Origin of the sequence: Faecalibacterium sp. Marseille-P9590 (assembly GCF_017377665.1) — a bacterium.
Taxonomy (GTDB): domain Bacteria; phylum Bacillota; class Clostridia; order Oscillospirales; family Ruminococcaceae; genus Faecalibacterium.
This window is the reverse complement of sequence record NZ_JAFREF010000017.1, coordinates 1-24,554: the sequence shown is the minus strand read 5'-3', so window position 1 is coordinate 24,554 and position 24,554 is coordinate 1. Positions and strand designations below refer to the sequence as shown.

The 24,554-nt window shown below is 58.0% G+C and carries 21 protein-coding genes and 1 riboswitch; of the genes, 14 read left to right on the top strand and 7 right to left on the bottom strand.

Features of this window, described 5'->3' with window-relative positions:
- Window positions 1–11: 11 nt before the first annotated feature.
- A complete protein-coding gene (locus tag J3349_RS13405; RefSeq protein ID WP_207677767.1) occupies window positions 12–1,274 on the top strand; it encodes a methionine gamma-lyase family protein in 1,263 nt (420 codons plus the stop codon).
- A 66-nt stretch (window positions 1,275–1,340) separates the two neighbouring features.
- On the top strand, window positions 1,341–2,537 hold the full coding sequence (locus J3349_RS13400) for a pyridoxal phosphate-dependent aminotransferase (protein ID WP_158394831.1): 1,197 nt from the start codon (window positions 1,341–1,343) through the stop codon (window positions 2,535–2,537).
- Between the two features lie 157 nt (window positions 2,538–2,694).
- On the opposite strand, the gene J3349_RS13395 is transcribed toward J3349_RS13400, so the two are convergent.
- Window positions 2,695–4,449, bottom strand: coding sequence for a HAMP domain-containing sensor histidine kinase (locus tag J3349_RS13395; protein ID WP_207677751.1), 1,755 nt, complete (start codon window positions 4,447–4,449; stop codon window positions 2,695–2,697).
- 85 nt (window positions 4,450–4,534) lie between these two features.
- Between J3349_RS13395 and J3349_RS13390 the strand changes: the two genes are divergently transcribed.
- Complete coding sequence (locus tag J3349_RS13390; protein ID WP_158394829.1) at window positions 4,535–5,233, top strand: response regulator transcription factor; 699 nt, start codon at window positions 4,535–4,537, stop codon at window positions 5,231–5,233.
- A 271-nt stretch (window positions 5,234–5,504) separates the two neighbouring features.
- Window positions 5,505–7,532: an FAD-binding protein gene (locus tag J3349_RS13385; RefSeq protein ID WP_207677750.1), complete on the top strand. Its 2,028-nt coding sequence runs from the start codon at window positions 5,505–5,507 to the stop codon at window positions 7,530–7,532.
- A 135-nt stretch (window positions 7,533–7,667) separates the two neighbouring features.
- Here the strand turns inward: J3349_RS13385 and J3349_RS13380 are convergent, their stop codons facing one another.
- Complete coding sequence (locus J3349_RS13380) at window positions 7,668–8,102, bottom strand: methylglyoxal synthase (protein WP_158394827.1); 435 nt, start codon at window positions 8,100–8,102, stop codon at window positions 7,668–7,670.
- 255 nt (window positions 8,103–8,357) lie between these two features.
- Between J3349_RS13380 and J3349_RS13375 the strand changes: the two genes are divergently transcribed.
- Window positions 8,358–8,519: a hypothetical protein gene (locus J3349_RS13375; RefSeq protein WP_207677749.1), complete on the top strand. Its 162-nt coding sequence runs from the start codon at window positions 8,358–8,360 to the stop codon at window positions 8,517–8,519.
- A gap of 23 nt (window positions 8,520–8,542) precedes the next feature.
- On the opposite strand, the gene J3349_RS13370 is transcribed toward J3349_RS13375, so the two are convergent.
- Genes J3349_RS13370 through proC form a run of 3 tightly spaced genes read right to left on the bottom strand, consistent with a single transcriptional unit; the run spans window position 8,543 to window position 11,396 of the window.
- A complete protein-coding gene (locus J3349_RS13370; protein WP_207677748.1) occupies window positions 8,543–9,805 on the bottom strand; it encodes a glutamate-5-semialdehyde dehydrogenase in 1,263 nt (420 codons plus the stop codon).
- 1 nt (window position 9,806) lies between these two features.
- The gene (proB, locus tag J3349_RS13365; protein WP_207677747.1) at window positions 9,807–10,586 is read right to left on the bottom strand and encodes a glutamate 5-kinase; all 780 of its coding nucleotides are present in this window, start codon (window positions 10,584–10,586) and stop codon (window positions 9,807–9,809) included.
- A 3-nt stretch (window positions 10,587–10,589) separates the two neighbouring features.
- Window positions 10,590–11,396, bottom strand: a complete 807-nt coding sequence (gene proC / locus J3349_RS13360) for a pyrroline-5-carboxylate reductase (protein WP_158394825.1) — start codon at window positions 11,394–11,396, stop codon at window positions 10,590–10,592.
- Between the two features lie 305 nt (window positions 11,397–11,701).
- Here proC and J3349_RS13355 point away from each other — a divergent pair, with 305 nt between their 5' ends.
- Together J3349_RS13355 and J3349_RS13350 are read left to right on the top strand one after the other, a co-directional pair.
- Complete coding sequence (locus tag J3349_RS13355; RefSeq protein ID WP_347565016.1) at window positions 11,702–12,277, top strand: TetR-like C-terminal domain-containing protein; 576 nt, start codon at window positions 11,702–11,704, stop codon at window positions 12,275–12,277.
- 140 nt (window positions 12,278–12,417) lie between these two features.
- Entirely contained in the window at window positions 12,418–13,857 is a 1,440-nt protein-coding gene (locus J3349_RS13350; protein WP_207677745.1) for a radical SAM protein, read from the top strand.
- A 93-nt stretch (window positions 13,858–13,950) separates the two neighbouring features.
- Here J3349_RS13350 and J3349_RS13345 read toward each other — a convergent pair whose 3' ends face one another.
- Window positions 13,951–15,231 (bottom strand): AI-2E family transporter, encoded by a 1,281-nt coding sequence (locus tag J3349_RS13345; protein ID WP_207677744.1) that lies wholly within the window; start codon window positions 15,229–15,231, stop codon window positions 13,951–13,953.
- 48 nt (window positions 15,232–15,279) lie between these two features.
- Entirely contained in the window at window positions 15,280–16,626 is a 1,347-nt protein-coding gene (locus tag J3349_RS13340) for a butyryl-CoA:acetate CoA-transferase (RefSeq protein ID WP_207677743.1), read from the bottom strand.
- A 516-nt stretch (window positions 16,627–17,142) separates the two neighbouring features.
- Here J3349_RS13340 and coaD point away from each other — a divergent pair.
- From coaD to acrA, 7 genes are all read left to right on the top strand, one after another.
- Window positions 17,143–17,646, top strand: a complete 504-nt coding sequence (gene coaD, locus J3349_RS13335; protein ID WP_207677742.1) for a pantetheine-phosphate adenylyltransferase — start codon at window positions 17,143–17,145, stop codon at window positions 17,644–17,646.
- 88 nt (window positions 17,647–17,734) lie between these two features.
- Complete coding sequence (locus tag J3349_RS13330; protein ID WP_158394820.1) at window positions 17,735–18,952, top strand: acetyl-CoA C-acetyltransferase; 1,218 nt, start codon at window positions 17,735–17,737, stop codon at window positions 18,950–18,952.
- Window positions 18,953–19,072: 120 nt separating this feature from the next.
- On the top strand, window positions 19,073–19,858 hold the full coding sequence (locus J3349_RS13325) for an enoyl-CoA hydratase-related protein (RefSeq protein WP_149794634.1): 786 nt from the start codon (window positions 19,073–19,075) through the stop codon (window positions 19,856–19,858).
- A gap of 92 nt (window positions 19,859–19,950) precedes the next feature.
- On the top strand, window positions 19,951–20,823 hold the full coding sequence (locus tag J3349_RS13320; RefSeq protein ID WP_149794635.1) for a 3-hydroxyacyl-CoA dehydrogenase NAD-binding domain-containing protein: 873 nt from the start codon (window positions 19,951–19,953) through the stop codon (window positions 20,821–20,823).
- Window positions 20,824–20,943: 120 nt separating this feature from the next.
- Complete coding sequence (locus J3349_RS13315) at window positions 20,944–22,113, top strand: acyl-CoA dehydrogenase (protein ID WP_015565091.1); 1,170 nt, start codon at window positions 20,944–20,946, stop codon at window positions 22,111–22,113.
- A 17-nt stretch (window positions 22,114–22,130) separates the two neighbouring features.
- Window positions 22,131–22,925 carry an acryloyl-CoA reductase electron transfer subunit gamma gene (gene acrB / locus J3349_RS13310; protein WP_158394818.1) on the top strand — a complete coding sequence of 265 codons (795 nt, stop codon included), beginning with the start codon at window positions 22,131–22,133 and terminating at the stop codon, window positions 22,923–22,925.
- Window positions 22,926–22,946: 21 nt separating this feature from the next.
- Complete coding sequence (acrA, locus tag J3349_RS13305) at window positions 22,947–24,041, top strand: acryloyl-CoA reductase electron transfer subunit beta (protein ID WP_015565089.1); 1,095 nt, start codon at window positions 22,947–22,949, stop codon at window positions 24,039–24,041.
- A gap of 204 nt (window positions 24,042–24,245) precedes the next feature.
- Window positions 24,246–24,321, top strand: a riboswitch (cyclic di-GMP riboswitch).
- Window positions 24,322–24,554 lie beyond the last annotated feature (233 nt).

Below are 24,554 nucleotides of genomic sequence, written 5' to 3'. Positions count from 1 at the left end.
TTATAATGTCAATGTTAAATCACTTTTTCGATTATAAACCCGAAGTTCTGGCGCTGGATGAAAAAGCCCTCGAGCTCTGCCAGCCCTACTTCAAGCAGATGGAGGACATCCGCGACTACAACCAGCTCAAGATGCTGAAAGCCTTTGCGGACACCCAGATGTCCTCCACCGATATGCTGGGTACCACCGGCTACGGCCTGTGGGACAGCGGCCGCGCCAAGCTCGAGCAGATCTTTGCCGAGGTGATGGGCGCCGAAGATGCACTGGTGCGCAGCCAGTTCCAGAGCGGCACCCACACGCTGGCCGTGGCCCTCTTTGGTTTGCTGCGGGCAGGCGATACCCTGCTGGCTGCCACGGGCCGTCCGTATGACACGCTGGAAGGCGTCATCGGTCTGGATGGCAAGGGCAAAGGCACCGGAACCCTGATGGATTACGGCATCAAGTACGACGAGGCCCCGCTGAAGGCCGACTTTACCCCGGACTATGAGCTCATCGCCCAGAAAGCCCCGGGCGCGAAGGTCTGCCACATCCAGCGCAGCCGCGGCTACCTGCAGCGCAACGCCTTCGACCTCGACACCATCCGCAAGGTCGCCGACACCGCACGTGCCGCCAACCCCGACATCATCATCTTTGTGGACAACTGCTACGGCGAGTTCACCCAGAAGGAAGAACCCTGCCAGGCAGGTGCAGACCTCGTGGTGGGCAGCCTCATCAAGAACCCCGGCGGCGGCATTGCCCCCACCGGCGGCTATATCGCAGGCCGGAAAGACCTCGTGGAGCTCTGCGCCTACCGCCTGAACGCCCCCGGCCTCGGCAAGGAGCTGGGCTGCACCCTCGAGACGCCCCGCGATATGTATCTGGGCTTCTACTACGCCCCCGGCGTGGTCTGCGAGGCCATCAAGACGGCCATCTACGCCCAGTGCCTGCTGGAACTGGTGGGCAAAAAGCCCATCCCTCGCTACTGCGAGGCCCACAACGACATCGTCACCTGCTTTGATGCTGGTACGGCGGACGCCCTCATCGGCTTCTGCCGGGGAGTTCAGGCCGCAAGCCCCGTGGACAGCTATGCCGCCCCGGAACCTTCTCCGGAACCGGGCTACACCGACGAAGTTATCATGGCCAGCGGTAGCTTTACCCAGGGCAGCACCATCGAGCTTTCCTGCGACGGCCCGCTGCGTGAGCCGTATACCTGCTACCTGCAGGGCGGCCTGAACTTCGCCGCCAGCCGCGCAGGCGTCCTGCTGGCTGTGCAGAATGCGTATTTTAAGGACTGAACCTCTCAGTTACCTTCGGTGCCAGTTCCCTTCTCGAGGGGAGTCTAAGATGAAAAGGATCAAAAAATGCCACGATTAAGCGACCGCGTCGGAACCTTTACCGACTCTGTCATCCGCCGGATGACCCGCATCAACAACCAATACGATTCCATCAACCTGTCGCAGGGCTTCCCTGATTTCGACCCGCCGAAGGAGCTGACCGACGCGCTGGCCAAAGCCGCCCACGATGGCCCCCATCAGTACGCCGTGACCTTCGGTGCGCAGAACTTCCGGGAGGCGCTGGCGAAAAAGACCAGCCCGGCGCTCCACCACGAGGTGGACCCCAACACGGAAATCTGCGTCACCTGCGGCGGTACCGAGGCCATGATGGCCGCCATGATGACCATCTGCAACCCCGGCGACAAGGTGATGGTATTCTCGCCATTTTACGAGAACTACGGCGCAGACGCCATCCTCTCGGGGGCTGAACCCATCTACATCCCATTAGTGCCGCCGGAGTATGAGTTCGATTTGAGCCTCATCGAGAAGGGCTTTGCCGAGGGTGCCAAGGCGCTTATCCTCTGCAACCCCTCCAACCCCTGCGGCAAGGTCTTCCGCCGCGACGAGCTGGAAGCCATCGCCAGGCTTGCCATCAAGTACGACGCTTTTGTGGTGACGGACGAAGTGTATGAGCACATCGTCTACGCCCCGGCAGAGCACATCTGCATGGCCAGCCTGCCCGGTATGTTCGAGCACACCATTACCTGCAACTCCCTCTCCAAGACCTACTCCATCACCGGCTGGCGTCTGGGCTACCTCATCGGCCCGGCCTACGTCATCGAGGGCGCCCGCAAGGTGCATGATTTCCTGACTGTCGGTGCAGCCGCACCCCTGCAGGAGGCCGCCGTCGCCGGTCTGACCATGCCCGCAAGCTATTATGAAGGGCTGCGCGCTCTTTACACCGAGAAGCGCGACCACTTCCTTGCCGGGCTGGATGCCATCGGCCTCAAGCACAACGTCCCGCAGGGTACTTATTTTGTCATGATAGACATTTCGGATTTCCTCGCCCTGCCCCAGTTCAAGGGCTGGACCGACCTGGAATTCTGTGAGTGGATGATAAAGAACATCGGTGTGGCGGCTGTCCCCGGTTCGAGCTTCTTCAAAGAGCCGGTCAACCACCTCATCCGGATGCATTTTGCCCGCGGCACCGACGTGCTGGACGAGGCTGTGCATCGTCTGGCAAAGCTGACGGAGCTGCTGAAATATAGCAGTTTGCGTTTTTAATGCACAAGCAACAGCCGCAAACTGCATATCGCAAAGACGCAGTTTTAACCGGCACTATTTTTGAAAATTGCGATAAGAAAGAGGACATCATGCGATTTTTTTGCGTGATGTCCTCTTTCTCTATCGAGAGATAGATCTTATCAGCGGCCTTGCCCGCTCAGTCTGTAAGTAAGGGAAGCCGCAGCGTGAAAATGCTGCCCTTGCCGACTTCACTTTGCAATGTGATCTCGCCGTGGTGGAGGTGGGCCAGCTCCTGCGCGATGGTCAGGCCGAGGCCGGTGGAGTCGTGCTTTTTGTCGGCGGTGGTATGGAAGTATCGGTCAAAGACAGCGCTCTGGTCTTCCGGCGCGATGCCGCAGCCGGTGTCCTGTACGCTGACACAGGCCGTTTCGCCCTCGGCGCGGCAGTCCACATGGATGCTGCCCCCGGCGGGAGTATAGTGGATGGCGTTGGTGACAAGGTTCTGGATAATTTGCTGTAACCGCACGCTGTCGCCCCAGACAGGCAGAGGCGTGTCGGCGCTGACATGGAGTTCGACGCCCTTCTGGTCGGCCTCGCTCCGGCAGGCGGCGCAGACGGCGGCGGCTTCTTCGTTGAGGGCGGCGCGGTCTTCGTTGAGCAGGATCTGCTTCTGCTCGAGCTTTGCCGCGAGGAAGAGGTCTTCCGTCAGCCGCCGCAGGAATTCAATGCGCTGACGCAGAGCCGGAAGCAAGGCCGGAAGGGCCTCGGGGGCCGATTCCAGTGTTTCCAGCCCGCCGCTGACGGCAAAGAGAGGGCTGCGCAGGTCGTGAAAAATGTTGAGCATCATGCTCTTGCGGGCCTCGGTCTCGGCGGTCAGCTCTTTTGTCCGCTCTGCCACCCGGGCGTCCAGCTCCCGAGCCAGCTGCTCGGTGCGGTCGAAGAGGAGAGCAAACCTCCGGCAGACGAACACCATGCAGCCGATGGCAAAGGGAAGGTCGTAGAGGCGGGCGCAGCGCAGCAGGTAGAAGGGAACAGACTCCACAAAAAGCACGCTGTCCAGCCCGGGCATCAGCGCCCAGACCCGGAAGCCGGTGGTGACAGCACCGGGCAGGAGCATCAGAGCGGCACCCTCATAGTCTGCGTTCACGGCGGCCATTAAATAATAAAGGCAGAGGCACATGCCCGCTACCAGCATCCCGACCCGCAGCGGGGGATAGCTGCTCGTGGACAGCGCAAAGAAGACGACGCATCCGGCGGCAAGCGCAAGGAGCCCCCGCCCGGAGCGGGGCAGTTTTACCCCCAGCAGCCCTGCCGCCAGCAGTGCCGAGGCCAGCACAGTGAGGGAGAAGAAGGAGCGGAGGATGCGCTGGAGCAGACGGTTTCGGATGGCCGGGAAGAAGAAGACCATCAGCGCCCAGACGCTCATAATGACGAGGTAGAGCAGAAAGTACCCCAGCTCCGGCAGGTGCTTATAGTGGTAGAGCGCCAGCAGCACCATCCCCATGGTCACAAAGGCCGTCAGAGCGATGAGCTGAGTCATGGTGCGGAAGCGGAATGCCCGGGAGGCGAAGGCGGAAGTCATCAGCCATGTCTGGGGGCTGCGGCTGCAGGTGAACATCAGCTCCACCGTCTCGCCGGGCGCGACGTCCAGTGCATACAGCTCTCCCGAGCGCTCGAGGCTGGTGAGGCTTTCAGGGGCCAGCGGTACCGCTGTGTTGGTGACGCAGAGGGTGAGGGACGGGATGTCTTCCCCCACCGTGAAAGTAAAGTGCCACTGGCCGGGGTCTTCCTGCCGCCAGCCGTCCAGCGCGATGCCTTGGGCGGCGTGTTCCGCCGTCAGCACGCTGCCGCTGTGCAGGCGCTCGAACTGCGCGTTGCCCCAGATACCGGCCAGCACGATAAAGGCCGTAAGCAGGGCGGAGAAAATCAGAATGGGCCATTTTTGCTTCATGGCGATGCCTCCCCTTGTAGATGCGCAAAAAATAAGGTATACTATAGTATAACAAATCGTGCGAAAAAAGGGGAGGGCTGACAGGATGATCCGCGTATTGTTGGTGGAAGATGACCCCGTGATCCGCGACACCACATGCTATTTTCTGAAAAGTCAGCAGAATTTTGAGGTGGTCTGTGCAGAGACGGGCGGCGACGCTTTGAGCCATGCGCGGGAAAAGTTCGATGTCATCCTGATGGACATCCTTCTCCCGGACACCAACGGCGTGGACCTCTGCCAGCGTCTGCGCAGCTGGCACCACTGCCCTATCATCTTCACATCCTGTCTGGACGATACCGATACCATCGTCCGCGCGCTGGAAATGGGCGGCGACGACTTTCTGGCAAAGCCCTATAATAACAAGATCCTGCTGGCCCGCATCATGGCCAACATCCGCCGGGTGCAGATGGACGGCGCAGAGCCCAGCGTCAACGGCTACCACTGCGCGGCCTTCACGCTGGATGCCAACAGCCACAGTGTGGAGAAGGATGGCCGCAGCGTCCATCTGGCCGACATGGAATATCGCATCCTCACCCTCTTCGTCCGCTACCCGAACACCTTCTTCACGGCCAACGAGCTCTACCAGAAGATATGGGGCAAGGAAAGCCTCGGCGATGTGCGGACGGTGCAGGTACATATCCACAATCTCCGCAGCAAGATAGAGCCCGACCCGGCAAAGCCTGTCTACTTAAAAAATGTCTGGGGCAAGGGCTATGTCTTCCAGCCGGACGGCGGCAAGGTTTAAGAATCGTTTTGATGAGAGCGCCGACTTCTTAAGGAAACTTAAGCAGTCGGCGCTCTTTTTGGACTTGTTAAGCAAATAATTAACGAGAATGTCCAGAATTGAACTAAGAAATGGCCAGGATGTTTAAGGATTCTTAAAAGACAGACCTTTGAATTTGTGTTAAATTATTATCGAACGATGTGGGCGGCAGTGCAAGAAGGTCTGCCGCTGCACGGAGCTATGAGAAAGAATAGAGAAGAAGAAAAAGACACGAAGAAAGGAACCACGCAAAATGAACAAGATCTCCCGTAAAGGTTTTCTGAAGATCGCTGCCGCAGCTGCCATGTCTGGTGTGACTGCCGGTGCTCTGGCTGCCTGCAATGCTGCCAGCTCTTCCACCGCTGCTTCCGGTGCAGCCGGCACCTATATTCCCGGCACCTATGAGGGTACTGCTGAGGGCATCTCTTCTACCGTCAAGGTCACCATGACCTTCTCCGACAGCGCTGTGACCGACGTTGTGGTCGATACCTCCGGCGAGACCGCTTCTTACGGCGCTGCTGCTGCCGACCAGCTGCGTGAGCAGCTGATGGCTGCAGGCTCTGCTGAGATCGACGGCGTTTCCGGTTCCACCATCACTTCCGACGCTGTCATGAAGGCTGCCAAGAGCTGTTACGCTCAGGCCAAGGGCGAGGCTACTGTGACCTCCGTCCAGCTGCCCACCGGTGACGAAAACGATTGGCTGGGCAAGGAGCCTGACATCGACGAGGCTGCCATCACCGAGACCGTGGACACCGACATCCTCATCGTGGGTGCAGGCAACGGCGGTATATTCGCTGCCGCCTATGCTGCCGCCAACGGCCTGAACTTCCGTGTCATCGAGCAGAACGGCAACGTGCAGGATACCCGTCACTGGTACGGCGCTATCGATTCTGCTGCCGCAAAGGAAGCAGGTGAAAAGCCCGCTGACCGTGCCAAGCTGCTGAGCGAGATCTCCCGCTACGCTTCCGGCAAGTGCGACCAGCGCGTTGTCAAGACCTGGATCAATGAGTCTGCTGCAATGCACGATTTCATGCGCAGCATTCTGGAAGATAAGTACGGCTGGACCTGCGATTTCACTTCCGGCGCGGAGGCAGCATGGCCTGCCGAGAACGCCGAGCACAACACCGATTACCTCTTCCCCGTGCAGGAGCACAACTACATGGCCAGCGAGTCTGCCTCTGGCAAGCCCCGCAACGAGCTGCTGCTGCAGTACATTCAGGAGCTGGGCTACGATGTGGACTTCAAGACCTCTCTGGCAAAGCTGGAGAAGGACTCCACCGGCCGCATCACCGGCATCATCGCCCAGAGCACCGAGGATGACCACTTCATCCGCTACAACGCCAATAAGGGCGTTCTGCTGGCCTGCGGCGGCTTCCCCGGCAACCCCTACATGATGGAGCAGCTGGACCCGCTGGGTACCTCCGTCACCACCGCCTGCTCCTACTCTCCGGCCGATAAGGGCTACGGCATCCGTGCCGCTGTCTGGGCCGGTGCAAACCTCGACAAGGAAGCTGCTCCCATGCTGTTCGACCGCGGCATCGTGGCTCCCGGCGTGGACGGCGGTTATGTGGCAAGCGACTCCGCTTTCGGCGGCAAGGCCTTCCCCGGCCCCATCCGCCAGTACAACCCCGGTACTCAGCCTTTCCTGAAGGTCAACCGCAACGGTGAGCGCTTCGCCAACGAGAGCAGCCCCTACAACGATATTGTTTACGCTGCTGCTCATCAGCCGGGTCGCGTCTACGCACAGATCTGCGACGCCAATGTTCTGGAGGATGCAAAGCGCTTCCACACCATCGGCTGCTCTGCCCAGACCCGCAACGGCGGCGAGAAGTATTTCCAGGGCAAGGTCGATGAGGCTGTTGCAGCTGGCACCCTGTTCGTCTGCGACACCATCGAGGAGCTGGCCGACAAGCTGGGCTTCACCGGTGAGGCCAAGGACACCTTCCTCGCTACCGTTGAGCGTTACAACGAGCTGTACGATAAGCAGAACGACGAGGACTTCGGTAAGCCCGCTTACCGTCTGAGCGCCATCCGCACCGCTCCCTTCTACGGCTGCTGGCTGGGTGCCTCTCTGCTGACCACCGAGCAGGGCATCGCCATCAACGACAAGGGTCAGGCTCTGGACAACGACAACAAGCCGATGCCCGGCCTGTATGTCACCGGCGATATGTCCGGCTCCTTCTTCGCCAACAACTATCCCTGCCTGATGGCAGGCGTGGCTATGGGCCGCACCCTGACCTACGCCATCAAGGCGATCAAGCAGATGGGCGGTCTGGAATAAGTTATCCCTCAGTGGTACCTGAGCGCATAAGATAAAAAGACACCGCAGAAGTGTGAAAGCTTCTGCGGTGTCTTTCTTTGTCGAAAACCCTCTATACACAAAACCACAAATGGCGGAAAAGTCTTAAAAACAGGCTCAGCACACGGCCCGATGGACGGGCAGCGGCTCCACGATGTCGGGGTGGATGCCCTCACGGTAGTCGAGGTCGCCCTGGTCGAGGCCGCGCAGCAGCACTTCGGCGGTGGCGATGTTGGTAGAGATCGGCACACTGTGCATATCGCACAGCCGCAGCAGGTTCTGCTCGCTGCTGCCGTTCTCGGCCTTGAGCGGGTCGCGGAAGAAGAGCACGAGGTCTACTTCGTCGCAGGCCACCCGGGCCGAGATCTGCTGGATGCCGCCCAGCTTCCCGGAGAGGTAGCAGTGTACGGGCAGGCCGGTGGCCTGCGCCAGCATCCGACCGGTGGTGCCGGTGGCAATGACTGTGTTGCGGGATAGGATGCCGCTATAAGCTGTGCAGAACTGCAGCGCCAGCTCTTTGCGGGAATCATGTGCAAGAATAGCAATCGTCATAACGCTCTCTCCTTCATTCCAAGTATAGTGTTGTGAGTGGGCGGATATGCTCGGAAGAGTGTTCTCCGCAGTAAAACGGTCTGAAAAGTTGAAGTCTTGCGGAGAACAATTCTCGACAAACAGACTAAACCAGTGCGATTGTGTCGAATCACACTCTCATTTTAAATTTAACCCGCAGAAGGCCCGTGTGTCAAGAGGTTTGTTGTGATTTTTGCAAGATAAAATGGCAAAAGTATGACTATGGCTTTGTGGAGAATGGAGAAAATTTGGATACAAGGAATTATTCTCGGATGTATTTGCAAAACTTTTTTAGCCAAAAGTGTGCTTGAGAGAAAAACGATCCATCTCGATGAAACAAAAATACAGGCCGGGGCATTTGACCCCGGCCTGTGGAGAAAATTTTTACCGAAAGGGTGATGCATCCCGGAAAAACCCGAAAATTACCGGGTCTGGCCGTTGCCGTGGATGATGTACTTGTAGCTGCACAGCTCGCCGAGGCCCATGGGACCCCGGGCGTGGAGCTTCTGGGTGGAGATGCCCATCTCACAGCCAAGGCCGAACTCTCCGCCGTCGGTGAAGCGGGTGGAGCAGTTGACGTAGATGGCGGCACTGTCCACTGCCGCCGTGAAGAGGGCAGCGTGGGCGTCAGTCCGGGTCAGGATGGCTTCGCTGTGGCCGGTGGAGTGAGCCGCGATGTGGGCGATGGCTTCCTCCACGCTGTCCACGATTTTCACCGCAAGGATGTAGTCGAGGAACTCCGTGTCGAAATCCTTCGGCCCGGCAGGGGTGCCGGGGATGAGGGCGGCGGCGCGCTCGTCCAGCCGCAGTTCCACCGGGTGCAGACCCTTGGAGGTGCGGTCGGGGCCGAGGCGCTGAGCCAGCTTCGGCAGGAACTCAGCGGCGATGGCGCTGTGGACGAGGCAGACTTCCTCGGCGTTGCAGACGCTGGGGCGGCTGGCCTTGGCGTTCTCGATGATGTCCAGCGCCTTGGTCTGGTCGGCGGTGTCGTCCACGAAGATGTGGCAGATGCCGGTGCCGGTCTGGATGCAGGGGACTTTCGCGTTCTCGACGCAGGCACGGATGAGTCCGGCCCCGCCACGCGGGATGAGCAGGTCCACATAGCCGACGGCAGTCATCAGGGCGTTGGCCGAGGCGTGGGTGGTGTCCTCAATGAGGCAGACTGCTGTTTCAGGCAGACCGTTTGCCCGCAGACCCTGCCGCAAGGCCTGAACGATGGCGTTGGCCGAGCGCCACGCCTCTTTGCCGCAGCGGAGGATGCAGGCATTGCCGCTCTTGATGGCGAGGGCGGCAGCGTCGCTGGTGACGTTGGGGCGGCTCTCGTAGATGATGGCGATGACGCCCATCGGCACGGCGGTCTTCTCGATGACGAGGCCATTGGGACGCTCGATGTGGCTCAGCACCCGGCCCACCGGGTCAGGCAGGGCGGCAACGTCCCGGATGCCCTTGGCCATGGCCTCGATGCGCTGGGGCGTCAGGGCGAGGCGGTCCAGCATGACGTCGCTGATGCGACCCTTGGCGGTGGCCATGTCCTCGGCGTTGGCGGCGAGGATGGCGTCCATGGACTCAGGGGCGCAGAGGGCATCAGCCATCCCGAGAAGGGCAGAATCACGGGTGCCGCTGTTCGAAAGGGCAACGGCAGTCTTGGCCCCGCGGGCGGCTTCCAGAATTTCCTGTGTGGTCATGTTATGCCTCCTGTCTGTGGGCCGCAAAGCGGGTGCCTGCGGCACGGTCCTCGGCGATGTCATAGAGCAGTTCGGGGTGGGCGCCGTTCGCGATGACCATGTCAGCTCCGCTGGAGGTCACCATCCGGGCGGCCCGGAGTTTGGTGGACATTCCGCCGGTACCCAGCGCCGAGCCGGCCCCGTCGGCCAGCGCCATCACTTCGGGCGTGATGTCCTCCACCAGCGGGATGAGCTTTGCGTCCGGGTGGGTGTGGGGGTTAGCAGTGTAGAGGCCGTCGATGTCGCTCAGCAGCACCAGCAGATCGGCTTTGATGCAGCAGGTGACGATGGCGGCGAGGGTGTCATTGTCGCCGATGGAGGTGATCTCGTCGGTGGCGACGGTGTCGTTCTCGTTGATGATGGGCAGTGCGCCCAGCTCCAGCAGACGGGTGAGGGTGTTCTGGATGTTCTCGCGGCGGCTGGCGTGCTCGATGTCCACACCGGTGAGCAAAATCTGCGCCACCGTGTGGTCGTAGGCGCTGAACAGCCGGTCGTAGGTGTACATCAGCTCACACTGACCCACGGCAGCACAAGCCTGCTTGGAGGACATATCGGTAGGGCGGGCGGAAAGCGACAGCTTGCCCACACCCATGCCGATAGCACCCGACGACACGAGGATGATCTCATGTCCGGCGTTCTTCAAATCGCTGAGCACTTTCACCAGCTCTTCGGTGTGGCGGATGTTCAGCCGTCCGGTGGAGTGGGCCAGTGTGGAGGTGCCGACTTTGACTACGATGCGCATAGATCAACCCTTCCCCATCTCTTTGGTCTTGTTGTAGGAGGCGATGACGGCGTCCATCACCGCGCCCCGCAGGCCCTTTTCTTCCAGCACCCGCACGCCCTGGATGGTGCTGCCGCCGGGGCTGCACACGGCGTCCTTGAGTGCGCCGGGGTGTTGGCCGCTCTCAAGCACCAGCTTTGCGCTGCCCAGGACCATCTGGGCGGCGTACTCCTGCGCCTTGGCACGGGGCAGGCCGCAGGCCACGCCGCCGTCGGCCAGCGCCTCGATGAACTGGTACACCCAGGCCGGGCCGCAGCCGGACACGCAGCTGGCCGCGTCGATGAGGCTTTCCGGCACAGCATCCAGCCGCCCGGCGGGGGCCATCAATTTCAGGAACTCGGCCTCTTCCTCGGCGGTGACATTGGAGGTGCAGTACTGGATCATACCGGCCCCCACCGAAGCGGGCGTGTTGGGCATGATGCGGATGACGGGGTAGTCGCCGCCCGCCATCTCCTGAATGCGGGCGATGGACAGGCCCGCCGCCATGCTGCACAGCACGAAGCGGCTGGGCCGTTCGGCCAGCGTGAAGCGGAGCGGTGCCAGCAGCTCCTCCATCATCTGGGGTTTGACGGCTAAGAAAATGAGGTCGCAGCGGCCTGCCACCTCGTCGTTGATGGTGGTGTTGCAGCCCAGTTCAGCGGCCAGAGCCTCTGCCTTGGCGGCGGTGCGGTTGGCCAGCCAGACGTTCTGCGGGTCTGCCGCCTTGCAGACGGCCCGGGCGATAGCCCCGCCCATGTTGCCGCAGCCTAAGAAACCGATGGTATTCAGCATAAGAAAACCCTCTTTCCCAATCAAAAGAACAGGGGAGATGCCCCCCTCTGTGTCTCCATTGTAAGCAGGGCCGGGGGAGAAATCAAGAGGAAAGCCGGAAAATGTCAAAGCTTTTCGGAAAGCTCCTGATAGACGCGCTGCGGCGGCGCAGCTTTTTTGCTGTCCAAATCTTAAGAAAACATAAAAAGTTCATGAAAAAGTCGAAAAAGGTGCTTGCACCTGCACGGGCAGATGAGGTATCATAATAGATAGAAGTTGGAAAACTCCGCACAGAACGGGGCAAACGCGAAAGGATGGGCATTCTCGTGGCACAGACGACAAAACGCGCGCTGGAAGCATCGCTCAAAAAGCTGCTGCTCCGCAAGCCGCTGAATAAGATAACGATAAACGACATTACCGAGGACTGCGGCGTGAACCGCATGACCTTTTACTACCATTTCAAGGATATTTACGATTTGGTGGACTGGATCCTGGTGGAGGATGCCGCCGAGGCGCTGGAAGGCCATCAGGACTTTGAGACGTGGAGCGACGCCTTCCGCGATATGCTGGAAAAGGTGCAGGCCAACCGGGTGCTGGTGCTGAATGTCTACCGCTCCATCAGCCGGGAACAGGTGGAGCAGTATCTCTATAAAATGCTTGACCCTCTGCTGCGGATGTTTGTAGAGCGTGAAAACATCCCGGTGCAGGAAGAGGACAAGCAGTTCATCATTGATTTTTATAAGTATGGCTTTGTGGGCATGGTGCTGGAATGGATACGCCGCGATATGAAGACCGAACCGGCCATCATGGCCGAACGGCTCAACATCATGATGCATGGTGATTTGAAGCGGGCGCTGATGCGTTTCAGTACTGACGGCAGAGCATCAAAAACCGATGACTGATAAAAATCTGAACAAGCAGAGCAGGATGATAGAAAAACTATCACCCTGCTCTGCTTGTTTATAGAACCTTTGTCGGAAAAATGTTAAAGTATTGTCAAAACAAAGGGCTGGCAAAGACCCACACAAGGAGGCAGACTTTTATGAGTATCGCGTTGGAGCCGTTGAGCCATAAGGTACAGCGTACCGCTGTCGGAACGATGGTGGATGTGGCACTGGCTCATGTCAGAAAAGACCGTCAGAAGGCGTTTGCCGAGATGGTGGACGTCGCCAAGCAGTTCTATGGCGACTCGTTCAGCGAGGAGACGTATGAGCACGCCCGCGCAGTACTGACCGATGCGGACAGCAAGTGGTCGAAGCTCATCAACTGTGTGCTCGACCAGACCGCGCCCAACGTGGCACGCACCACGGCGCTCAACCTTGGCTATGAGGCGTTCTTCCGGGGGACAAAGACCATCCGCGAGAACCGCACAAAGTACCACTGCAACATTCCGTGGCTGATCTTGTTCGACCCCACTTCGGCTTGCAATATGCACTGCGTGGGATGCTGGGCGGGCGAGTACGGCCACAAAAACAACCTCAGCTTTGAGGATATGGACAAAATCATCACCGAGGGCAAGGAGCTGGGGGTCTATCTCTATATGCTCACCGGCGGCGAGCCTCTGGTGCGGAAGGCGGATATTCTCCGTCTGGCAAAAAAGCACAACGATGTGCAGTTTGCGATTTACACGAACTCTACCCTCATCGATGAGCCGTTCTGCGAAGAGGTCGTAAAACTGGGCAATATCGCCTTCATGCTCTCGATCGAGGGAACTCCCTCTACCAATGATGCCCGGCGGGGCGACGGCCACTATGCCGCTGTCATGAATGCGATGGACTTGCTCAAGGCCCACGGGATCCTTTTTGGCACCTCCATCTGCTATACCAGAGACAATCTCGAAGCCGTCACCAGCGACCACTTTATGCGGATGCTCTGCGACAAGGGCGCGCACTTCGGGTTCTACTTCCACTATATGCCGGTAGGCAACGAGGCTGCGCCGGAGCTGATGCCCACGCCTGCTCAGCGCAAGTACATGATCGAGCGCATCCGGTATCTCCGCTCAGAAAAGAGCGATATTCCGTTTTATCCGATGGACTTCCAGAACGATGGCGAGTTTGTGGGCGGATGCATCGCAGGCGGACGCAACTATTTTCATATCAATTCGGCGGGCGATGCAGAGCCGTGCGTCTTTATCCACTATTCCAACGCCAACATCCACGACAGCAGCATCCTCGATATTCTCCGCAGCCCGCTCTTCATGGCCTACCACAACGGCCAGCCCTTCAATAAAAACCATCTGCGTCCCTGCCCGATGCTGGAAAACCCCGAGCTTCTGCGCCAGATGGTGCATGACACCGGTGCTCACAGCACCGACTTGCAGTCGCCCGAGAGCGTAGACCACCTCTGCGACAAATGCGGTGCATATGCTGCCGACTGGCAGCCTGTAGCCGACGAGATCTGGTCGCACGTCACCCTCAGGGAGAGCCGGTACGAGAATTACAAGGATTGGGAACCGGCTCATTCCACTGCTCAAGCGAAATGACTTTATCGGTCTTTCAAAGATAAAAATGCGCAGAAAAGCCCCCATCTTCACCGGCTGAGGCAGCCGGGAGGATGGGGGCTTTATCTTGTTATTTTATTCTTCGCCGGAATCAATGACGATTTCGGTTTCCGTTCTTTCATCTTCTACAGGCGCGGGAGCCGGGTCGCCGGGATCGCCGAACTCGTCGTGGTAGACGGTCATCTGGTCGAGCTGGCCGTTGCGGCGCAGGCCGTGGAAGACCAGCTTCTTGATGACGTCATAGATGACGGCGAACAGCGGCACGCCCACGATCATGCCCACGAAGCCCCACAGACCGCCGAACAGCAGAATGGAGAAGAGCACCCAGAAGCTCGAAAGGCCGGTGGTGTTGCCCAGGATCTTCGGGCCGATAACATTGCCGTCCAGCTGCTGGAGCACCAGCACGAAGAGCACGAACCAGATGGCCTTGATGGGGCTTTGGATGAGGATGAGCAGCGTTGCAGGCACGGCACCGATGAAGGGGCCGAAGAAGGGGATGACGTTGGTGACGCCGATGATGACCGACACCAGCAGTGCGCTCGGGAACTTGAAGATGATGCAGGCAAAGTAGCAGAGCACGCCAATGATGGCGGAGTCCATGATCTTGCCGTTGATGAAGCCGCCGAACATCTTGTCTGCGTAGAGGACTTCCTCCTGGATGAGCTGCGCCCAGCGGGGCTTGACGACGCTGTAGAGGATCATCTTGGCCTGTTTGGCGAACTTTTTGCGGCTGGCCAGCAGGTAAACAGCGACGATAAGGCCGATGAGCAGGTTCTTGAACCAGATCACCACATTCATGACGCCAACGCCCACACCGCTCAGGATGCCTTGTAAATTCTGCAGCGAGGGGAGCAGGGTGGTGCGCAGAGTGGTCAGATTGGCAACAATGACATCGTAGGCATCGTTGAAGTAGCCCATCAGTGTCTCATTATCCAAAAAGACTTTCTGTGTGTTCACCCAACGCATGAATCGGGTGATGCTGGTCTGCGCGGTGTAGTAGAGGGAGGTGACGCTTGTGATGAGCTGCGGCACCACCATCATCACGAGGGCGTAGACCACCAGCACACCGAACAGCAGCGTCGCTGCAATGGCAAGCATATTGGCCATGCTGTGGAGCTTTTCGGGGAAGATGCGGTGCAGAAAGCCCTCAATGGTGTTGCACACCGGCTTGAGCAGATAGGCGATGACGGCACCATAGATGAAGGGCATCAGGATGCCGGTCACCTTGGAGACCGCGTCGCCGAACCCGTCGAAGCGGTAGATGAAGAAGAAGAACAGGATGCTTAGACTTATCGCACCAAAGCCCGCGAGCATTCCGTAGATATAGGGCTTGATGTGCGGCTTTTTGTCCATCATGTGTGACTCCATTCCTGCCGCAGACGGCAGGAGCCGGTACGGCGATGTTTAGATTTTGTTGCTGCGGCGCCAGATGTGCATCTTCTCGGCCTCTTTGATAAGCTCCTCGCGGAAGTCGGGGTGTGCCACATTGATGAGGGCTTCGGCCTTCTCCCAGGTGGTCAGACCCTTGAGGTTGACGCAGCCGTATTCGGTGCAGAGGTAATGCAGATTGGCGCGGGTATCGGTGATGATGCTGCCGTTTTCCAGCGTGGGACGGATGCGGCTCTCGAGCTGACCAGTCTTCTTATTAAAGAAGGTAGAGGACAGGCAGATGAAGCTCTTGCCACCCTTGGAAAGGTATGCGCCCAGCACGAAGTCCAGCTGGCCGCCTGCACCGGAAATGTGCTTGATGCCGGCGCTCTCCGCATTCACCTGGCCGAACAGGTCGATGTCCACTGCATTGTTGATGGAGATGAAGTTGTCCAGCGCGGAGATGCTGCGGATGTCGTTGGTGTAATCGACGGGAGCAGACATGCACTCGGGGTTGTTGTTGAGGTAGTCGTACATCTTCTGGGTGCCGGCACCGAAGGCGTAGACCTGACGGCCCTTGTCCAGCTGCTTGTGTGCGCCGGTGATCTTGCCGGCCTTGGCGATGTCCACGAAAGCGTCAACGTACATCTCGGTGTGGACGCCCAGGTCCTTCAAATCGCTCTGGGCGATGAGGCTGCCGATGGCGTTGGGCATACCGCCGATGCCCAGCTGCAGGCAGGCACCGTTGGGGATCTGCGGCACGACGAGGTTTGCGACCTTCAAATCGACCTCGGAAGCGGGGCCGGCAGCGGCCATCTGGCCGATGGGCGGATTGTCGCCCTCCACGATGCCGGTGACCTGGGAGATATGGACACAGTTTTCCATACCACCGAGGCAGCGGGGCATATTGGTGTTGACCTCCACGATGATCTTCCGGGCCTTCTCACAGACGGCACCCAGATGGGAAGCGCTGGGACCGAAGTTGAAGTAGCCGTGCTCGTCCATCGGAGTCACCTGGAAGACGGCGATGTCCAGCGGGTCGGGACTCTCGCGGTAGTAGCGGGGCAGCTCCGAATAGCGGATGGGGGAGTAGAACGAGAAGCCCTGTGCGATGGCTTTGCGCTCGATGCCGCCCATGTGCCAGCTGTTCCAGGTCATGTGGGCAGCGGGGTCGTCGATCTGGAAGATCTCAGGCACCCACATCAGGATGCCGCCGCGGAAATTGACGTTCTCCAGTTCGGGCAGGCGCTTGGCAAGGGCGGCGTCCACGGCCACGGGGGTGTTGACGCACCAGCCGTAATCCACCCAGTCGCCGCTCTTGACCAGAGAAGCAGCCTGCTCGGCAGTCATCTTTTTCTGGGCATACATTTCCATGAAATCCATTATAAACCATCCTCTCCTTTAAGAACATAAAAGAATTGTAAATTTATTATTTACAATTCTACGGGACAAAATCTTAGCCGGAAATTTACCGTTTTTTCCCAGTCCGGACACTGTCTTATCACACCCCGGCGGTATCCTTGGGGTCGGCAGGGCAGAAGCCTCCGGCAGCGGCATACCTGCACAGCTTAGTTATAACATTAACAAACATTATAATCAAGCCCTCTTCCGCGAAAAAATGTCTCGCAGGACAATTTGACTAAATTTCTTAGGTATTTGTGGCGATTGTTTGGTATAGCAAAAACAATTTTTTTCGAAAAAGTACTTGATAAAATTTTGACGATATGGTTTGCTAAGGGTGTACCAAGACGATGCGTCCCAGTGCGAAGTTAATTGACTAAAAATTAACGATGTAGCGATGGCGATGCGGCCTGGTACTTGAAGCAGAAACTGAAAAGTGCTATCATGGCAACACCAAATGCGCTTTTCCAAAGCGCGCAAATAAAGGAGACCATACCGATGGCAACAGCAGTTTACCCCGGGTCCTTCGACCCGGTCACGAGAGGACACCTCGACATCATCAAGCGAGCTGCAAAGATAAACGACCAGCTCATTGTGGCAGTGCTCATCAACAGCGCAAAGAACCCTCTGTTCACCGTAGAAGAACGGGTGGCGCTGCTGCGGGAATGCTGCAAGGACATCCCGAATGTGACGGTGGAGAGCTTCGACGGCCTGACCGTGGAGTTCGCCAAGAAGCGCCACGCTTCGGTGATGGTGCGGGGCCTGCGGGCGGTGACGGATTTCGAAAACGAGATACAGCTCGCCCAGACGAACCACGCACTGATGCCCGGCATCGAGACGATGTTCCTTGCCACCAGCATCAAGTGGAGCTACCTTTCTTCCACCATCGTCAAGGAGGCTGCCCGCTACGGCAGCAACATCTCCAAGTTCGTGACGCCCAACGTAGAGAATGCCATCCACGCCAAAGTGGAGCAGCTCCGGGCGGAAGGAAAAACGCTCTGATACCTTTTATAATGCAGAAAGGCCCTCGGGCTTTTTGATAAATAGTTTTACGAAACCCCGAAACATATAAATTCAGGAGGCTATTAACATGAAGAAAATTGTTATCGCATCTGCTTGCCGTACCGCTATTGGTAAGTTTGGCGGCACCCTGGCAAACGTCCCTGCTGCAGAGCTGGGCTCCATCGTCATCAAGGAGGCCCTGAACCGTGCTAACGTGAAACCCGAGCAGGTCGATCATGTTTACATGGGCTGCGTCATCCAGGCTGGTCTGGGCCAGAACGTCGCTCGTCAGGCTTCCCTGAAGGCTGGCCTGCCCGTCGAGACTCCTGCTGTCACCGTCAATGTGGTCTGCGGCTCCGGCCTGAACTGCGTGAACATGGCTGCTCAGATGATCGAGGCCGGCGATGCTGACATCGTGGTCGCAGGCGGCATGGAGAACATGGACATGGCTCCCTTCGCAATGATGAAGGGCCGCTACGGCTACCGCATGGGCGCTCCCATGGGCAAGAGCGAGATCGTGGATACCATGGTCAACGATGCTCTGTGGGATGCCTGCGGCTTCAACAAGCACATGGGCATGACCGCTGAGAATGTCTGCACCAACGAGACCTATCAGAAGAAGTACGGCTACAGCCCCATCACCCGCGAGATGCTGGATGATTTCGCTTACCACAGCCAGCTGAAGGCTGACAAGGCCATCAAGGACGGCGCTTTCAAGGATGAAATCGTTCCTGTTGTCATCAAGGGCAAGAAGGGCGACACCGTGTTCGATACCGATGAAGGCCCCCGTCTGAGCGCTCCCGAAGTGCTGGCAAAGCTGAAGCCCGCCTTCACCAAGGACGGCATCGTCACCGCTGCAAACTCCTCCGCTATCAACGATGGCGCAGCTGCTCTGGTCATCATGAGCGAAGAGAAGGCCAAGGAGCTGGGCGTGAAGCCTCTGGCTACCTGGGTCGCAGGTGCTCTGGCAGGCGTCGAGCCTGAGGTCATGGGCCTTGGCCCCATCGCTGCTACCAAGAAGGTCATGGCTAAGACCGGCATGACCGTTGCTGATATGGACCTGGTCGAGGCCAACGAGGCATTCGCAGCACAGTCCATCGCAGTCGGCGAGGCTCTGGGCTTCGATAAGGACAAGCTGAACGTCAACGGCGGCGCAATCGCTCTGGGCCACCCGGTCGGCGCTTCCGGTGCTCGTATCCTCGTCACCCTGCTGTACGCTATGAAGCATCGTGGTGCTCACAAGGGTCTGGCTACCCTGTGCATTGGCGGCGGCATGGGCTGCGCAACCATCGTCGAGATGGACTGATTTCCCTTTGAAGGGTCACTCCGGATATTGATACAGCCCGGACAGTGGGCGAGACCGGAGACTTGCCCCTTGTCCGGGGGCTGTTTTGAATAAGATATAACCTGAATGGAGGTTTTCACAATGGCATTTGTAAAAACCGAGGTGCAGGGCGCAGTCGAGATCATCACCATCGACCGCCCGAAGGCACTGAACGCCCTGAACCCCGAAGTTCTGGCAGACCTGAAGGCTGCTTTTGAGGCAGTTGACCAGTCCGCCATCCGCTGCATCGTCCTGACCGGCGAAGGCGACAAGAGCTTCGTGGCAGGCGCTGACATCGGCTCCATGAGCACCATGACCAAGGCCGAGGGCGAGGCTTTCGGCAAACTGGGCAATGATGTGTTCCTGATGATCGAGAGCTTCCCCATCCCCGTCATCGCAGCCGTCAACGGCTTTGCACTGGGCGGCGGCAATGAGCTGGCTATGAGCTGCGACATCCGCATCTGCTCCGACAACGCTGTGTTTGGTCAGCCGGAAGTCGGTCTGGGCATCACCCCGGGCTTCGGCGGCACCCAGCGTCTGGCACGTCTGGTTGGCATGGGCATGGCAAAGCAGCTGGTCTACTCTGCACTGAACATCAAGGCTGACGAGGCTTATCGCATTGGCCTGGTCAACGCAGTGTATCCGCAGGCTGAGCTGATGGAGAATGTCCTGAAGCTGGCCAACAAGATCGCCAAGAATGCTCCCATCGCCGTGCGCAACTGCAAGAAGGCTATCAACGACGGCATCAGCCTCCCCATCGAGAAGGCTGTCGAAGTCGAAGAAAAGCTGTTCGGCGACTGCTTCGAGACTCATGACCAGAAGGAAGGCATGGCCTGCTTCCTGAGCCGTGAAAAGCCGAAGCCCAAGGCAGTGTTCACGAACAACTAAACTAAACCATAACGCCTCTGCAGCGCCTCCCCGGAAAGGGGAGGCACGGAGAGGCACTACATTCAGAAGATATAATAAAGGAGAGATTTCCCATGAAGATCGGTGTTATCGGTGCTGGCACTATGGGCCAGGGCATCGCAAAGGCATTTGCTCAGGTCGAGGGCAACACGGTTGCTCTGTGTGACATCAAGCAGGAGTGGGCCGAGAATGGTCTGGCAAAGATCAAGAAGGGCTATGAAAAGCTGGTCGCTAAGGGCAAGATGACTCAGGAAAAGGCTGACGCTATCGTCGCTGCTATCACCCCGGGCCTGAAGGAAGACCTGTGCGCTGACTGCGACCTCGTCGTTGAGGCTGCTTTCGAGGATATGAAGGTCAAGCAGACCACTTTCGGCGAGCTGGATAAGATCTGCAAGCCCGAGTGCATCTTCGCTTCCAACACCTCTTCTCTGTCCATCACCGAGATCGGCAAGGGTGTCAGCCGTCCTCTGGTCGGTATGCACTTCTTCAACCCCGCAGACCGCATGAAGCTCATCGAGGTCATCGCTGGCTGCAACACTCCCGCTGAGACTGTCGAGAAGATCAAGGAGATCTCCGTTGCCATCGGCAAGCAGCCGGTCCAGGTCAACGAGGCTGCCGGCTTCGTCGTCAACCGCATCCTGATCCCGATGATCAACGAGGCTGCCTTCATCAAGATGGAGGGCGTTTCCAACATTGCAGGCATCGACACCGCTATGAAGCTGGGTGCCAACCACCCGATGGGTCCCCTGGAGCTGGGCGACTTCATCGGCCTGGACATCTGCCTCGCCATTATGGACGTCCTGTACAAGGAGACCGGCGACAGCAAGTATCGTGCATGCCCGCTCATCCGTAAGATGGTCCGCGGCGGCAACCTGGGCTGCAAGTCTGGCAAGGGCTTCTACGTTTACAACGCAGACCGCACCAAGACCCCTGTCGACGAGCTGTAAATTAGTTTGAAATTTCTCTCGGTCGTCCCGAAGAAAACGGCCGGGAGGAATTTGTTTGCACAGGACATGAGTGTAGCTGCCCTGTGCTGAAAGAAAAACATCCGTTAGGAGGATATAGCGATGGATTTTACTCTGTCCAAGCAGCAGCAGATGGTGCAGAAGATGTACCGCGAGTTTGCTGAAAACGAAGTCAAGCCTCTGGCAAAGAAAGTCGATGCCGAAGAGTATTTCCCCAAGGAGACCGTCGAGAAGATGGGCAAGCTGGGTATGATGGGCATTTACTTCCCCACCTCTGTTGGCGGTGCAGGCGGCGACGTCCTGTCCTACGTCATGGCTGTTGAGGAGCTGAGCAAGGTCTGCGGCACCACTGGTGTTATCGTTTCCGCACACACCAGCCTGTGCGCAGCACCTATTTATGAGAACGGCACTCCCGAGCAGAAGGAAAAGTATCTGCCCAAGCTGTGCAGCGGCGAGTGGCTGGGTGCTTTCGGTCTGACCGAGCCGGGCGCTGGTACTGACGCTCAGGGCCAGCAGACCACTGCTGTGGAAGATGGCGATTACTGGGTGCTGAACGGCTCCAAGATCTTCATCACCAACGCAGGCTACGCTGACGTGTTCATCGTCATCGCTGTTACCGATAAGGTCCTCGATAAGAAGGGCCGTCCCACCAAGCTGTGCTCTGCTTTCATCGTGGAGCGTACCGACCCGGGCTTCTCCGTCGGTAAGGCTGAGGATAAGATGGGCATCCGTGGTTCTTCTACCTGCGAGCTGATCTTTGAGGACTGCCGCATCCCGAAGGACCGTATGCTGGGCGTGCGCGGCAAGGGCTTCCAGCTGGCTATGGCTACTCTGGACGGAGGCCGTATCGGTATCGCTTCCCAGGCTCTGGGCATCGCCGAGGGCGCTCTGCAGGAGACCGTCGCTTACGTCAAGGAGCGCAAGCAGTTCGGCCGCAGCATCTCCGCTTTCCAGAACACCCAGTTCGAGCTGGCCGAGATGAAGGCCCGTATCGAGGCTGCAAAGTATCTGGTCTACGCTGCCGCTCTGAAGAAGCAGGAAGCTATGAATGGCGCAAAGGTCCGCTACAGCGTCGAGGCTGCTCAGGCTAAGCTCATCGCAGCCCGCACCGCAAGCGACGTGACCCGCCGCTGCCTGCAGCTGTTCGGTGGCTACGGCTACACCCGTGACTACCCCATCGAGCGCATGATGCGTGATGCCAAGATCACTGAGATCTACGAGGGCACCAGCGAAGTGCAGATGATGGTCATTTCCGGCGCGCTGCTGAAGTAAGGGAGGCAAGATTTACAATGAAAGCAATCGTTTGTGTAAAGCAGGTTCCTGATACCTCCGGTAAGGTGGCTGTCAAGGCGGATGGTACTCTGGACCGTGCCTCTATGGCAACCATCACCAACCCCGATGACCTGAACGCTCTGGAGGCCGCTCTGAAGCTGAAGGACGAGACCGGCTGCGAAGTCGTCGTCGTCACCATGGGTCCCCCGCCGGCCGAGGGTATGCTCCGTGAGCTGCTGGCCCGCGGTGCTGATAAAGCTGTTCTGGTCTCTGGTCGTGAGTTCGGTGGTTCTGATACCTTCGCAACCAGCCAGATCCTCGCTGCTGCTGTCAATAAGATCGGTGTCGGCCCCGAGGACGTCGTGTTCTGCGGCCGTCAGGCAATCGACGGTGATACCGCACAGGTCGGTCCTCAGATCGCTGAGAAGCTGCACCTGCCTCAGGTGACCTATGTTGCTGACATCCAGAAGGATGGCAACAGCCTCACGGTCAAGCGTATGCTGGAAGACGGCTACATGATGGTCAAGGTGCAGACTCCCTGCCTGCTGACCTGCATCAAGGAGCTGAATCAGCCCCGCTACATGAGCGTCAACGGCATCTTCACCTGCTACGACAAGCCGATGGAAGTGTTCGATTACAACGCTCTGAAGGACGATCCGCTGATCGAGGTCGATACCATCGGTCTGAAGGGTTCTCCGACGAACGTCTTCAAGTCCTTCACTCCTCCGCAGAAGGGCGCAGGCACTATGCTGACTGGCGACGATACCACTGCACAGCTGGCTGGTATCCTGGCCAAGAAGCACCTGATCTGATGAAAGGAGCATAGGATTACAATGGCTGATTTTAACGAATACAAGGGCGTCTGGGTCTTCTGCGAGCAGCGCCAGGGCGCACTGATGTCCACTGATTTTGAGCTGGTCAGCGAGGCCCGCAAGCTGGCTGATGAGCTGGGCTGCGAAGTCACCGGCCTGCTGCTGGGCGACAACGTCGAAGGCATTGCAAAAGAGCTGGGCGGCTATGGTGCCGATAAGGTCATGGTCTGCGACAGCCCGCTGCTGAAGGATTACACCACTGACGCATACGCCAAGGTCGTCTGCGACATGGTCAACGAGTACAAGCCTGAGGTCCTGCTGATCGGTGCTACCAACATCGGCCGCGACCTTGGCCCCCGCTGCGCAGCTCGTCTGCACACCGGTCTGACCGCTGATGCTACCCATCTGGACATCGACACTGCAAAGTATGTCGAGTTCCTGAAGGAGAGCTCCACCATCGACCTGTCCAAGCAGAAGTTCGATTACGAGGACCGCAACCTGAAGATGACCCGTCCTGCTTTTGGCGGCCATCTGATGGCTACCATCATCTGCCCCCGTTTCCGTCCTCAGATGTCTACCGTCCGTCCCGGCGTCATGAAGAAGGCTCCCTTCGATCAGGCCAAGGCCGATGCCTGCCAGATCGTGAAGCCCGCATTCAGCCTGACCGCTGACGACATCAAGACTGAGGTCCTGAGCGTTGAGAAGGCAGCTGAGAAGCTGGTCGACCTCATCGGTGCAGACGTCATCGTCTCTGTTGGCCGTGGCATCAGCAAGGACGTCAACAAGGGCATCGAGCTGGCTGAGCAGCTGGCTGCAGCTCTGGGCGGCGGCGTTGTCGGCGCATCCCGTGCTGTCACCGATGCCGGCTGGATGACCGCTGATCATCAGGTCGGTCAGACCGGTAAGACCGTCCATCCCAAGATCTATGTGGCTCTGGGCATCTCCGGCGCTATCCAGCACACCGCAGGTATGCAGGATTCTGAGTGCATCATTGCCGTCAACAAGAATGAGTCCGCCCCCATCTTCGGTGTGGCTGACTACGGCATCGTGGGCGACCTGTTCAAGGTCGTTCCCGAACTCATCAAGCAGGTCGAGGCAGCAAAGGCTGCTCAGTGATCAGCTGAGAAATAAGGTCCGGGAGGGCAGCTCGAGAGAGCTGCCCTCTTTTTGCATTTTACTTTTATAAATTAAGAAAGAAAACTCTATGATTTTCCCATTGACAGGAAAGAAGAAATATGATATATTCTATCCAGAGAGATGAAGGTGCTCAGGCACTGGAAAATCACTTGAATGTAATTGACTCAAAAAAGAGTTTGCGAATAGAATATTTAGCAAAGCAGTTGAAAAGCTGTGACGCAAAGCTAAAGGGCCTGTAAAATGGTAGCCAGTTGCATTTTTAAGGAATTACCTTTACTTTGTCTTTGAGTATCGTGATTCCTTTTTTTAGTCGCCGGAACAGTTCATGTGATGATGTCTCTCGAAACCCCACAGATGAGCAGGAAACATCTGTGGGGTTTTTATTTTTGTCTGCGGTGTCGGGACGCCTTACACAAAGAATCCAAGAGGATGAAGCTGATTTGAGTCAGCGCGAAAAAACCTGAAAAAACTTGCAAAAAAGTGTTGACATCC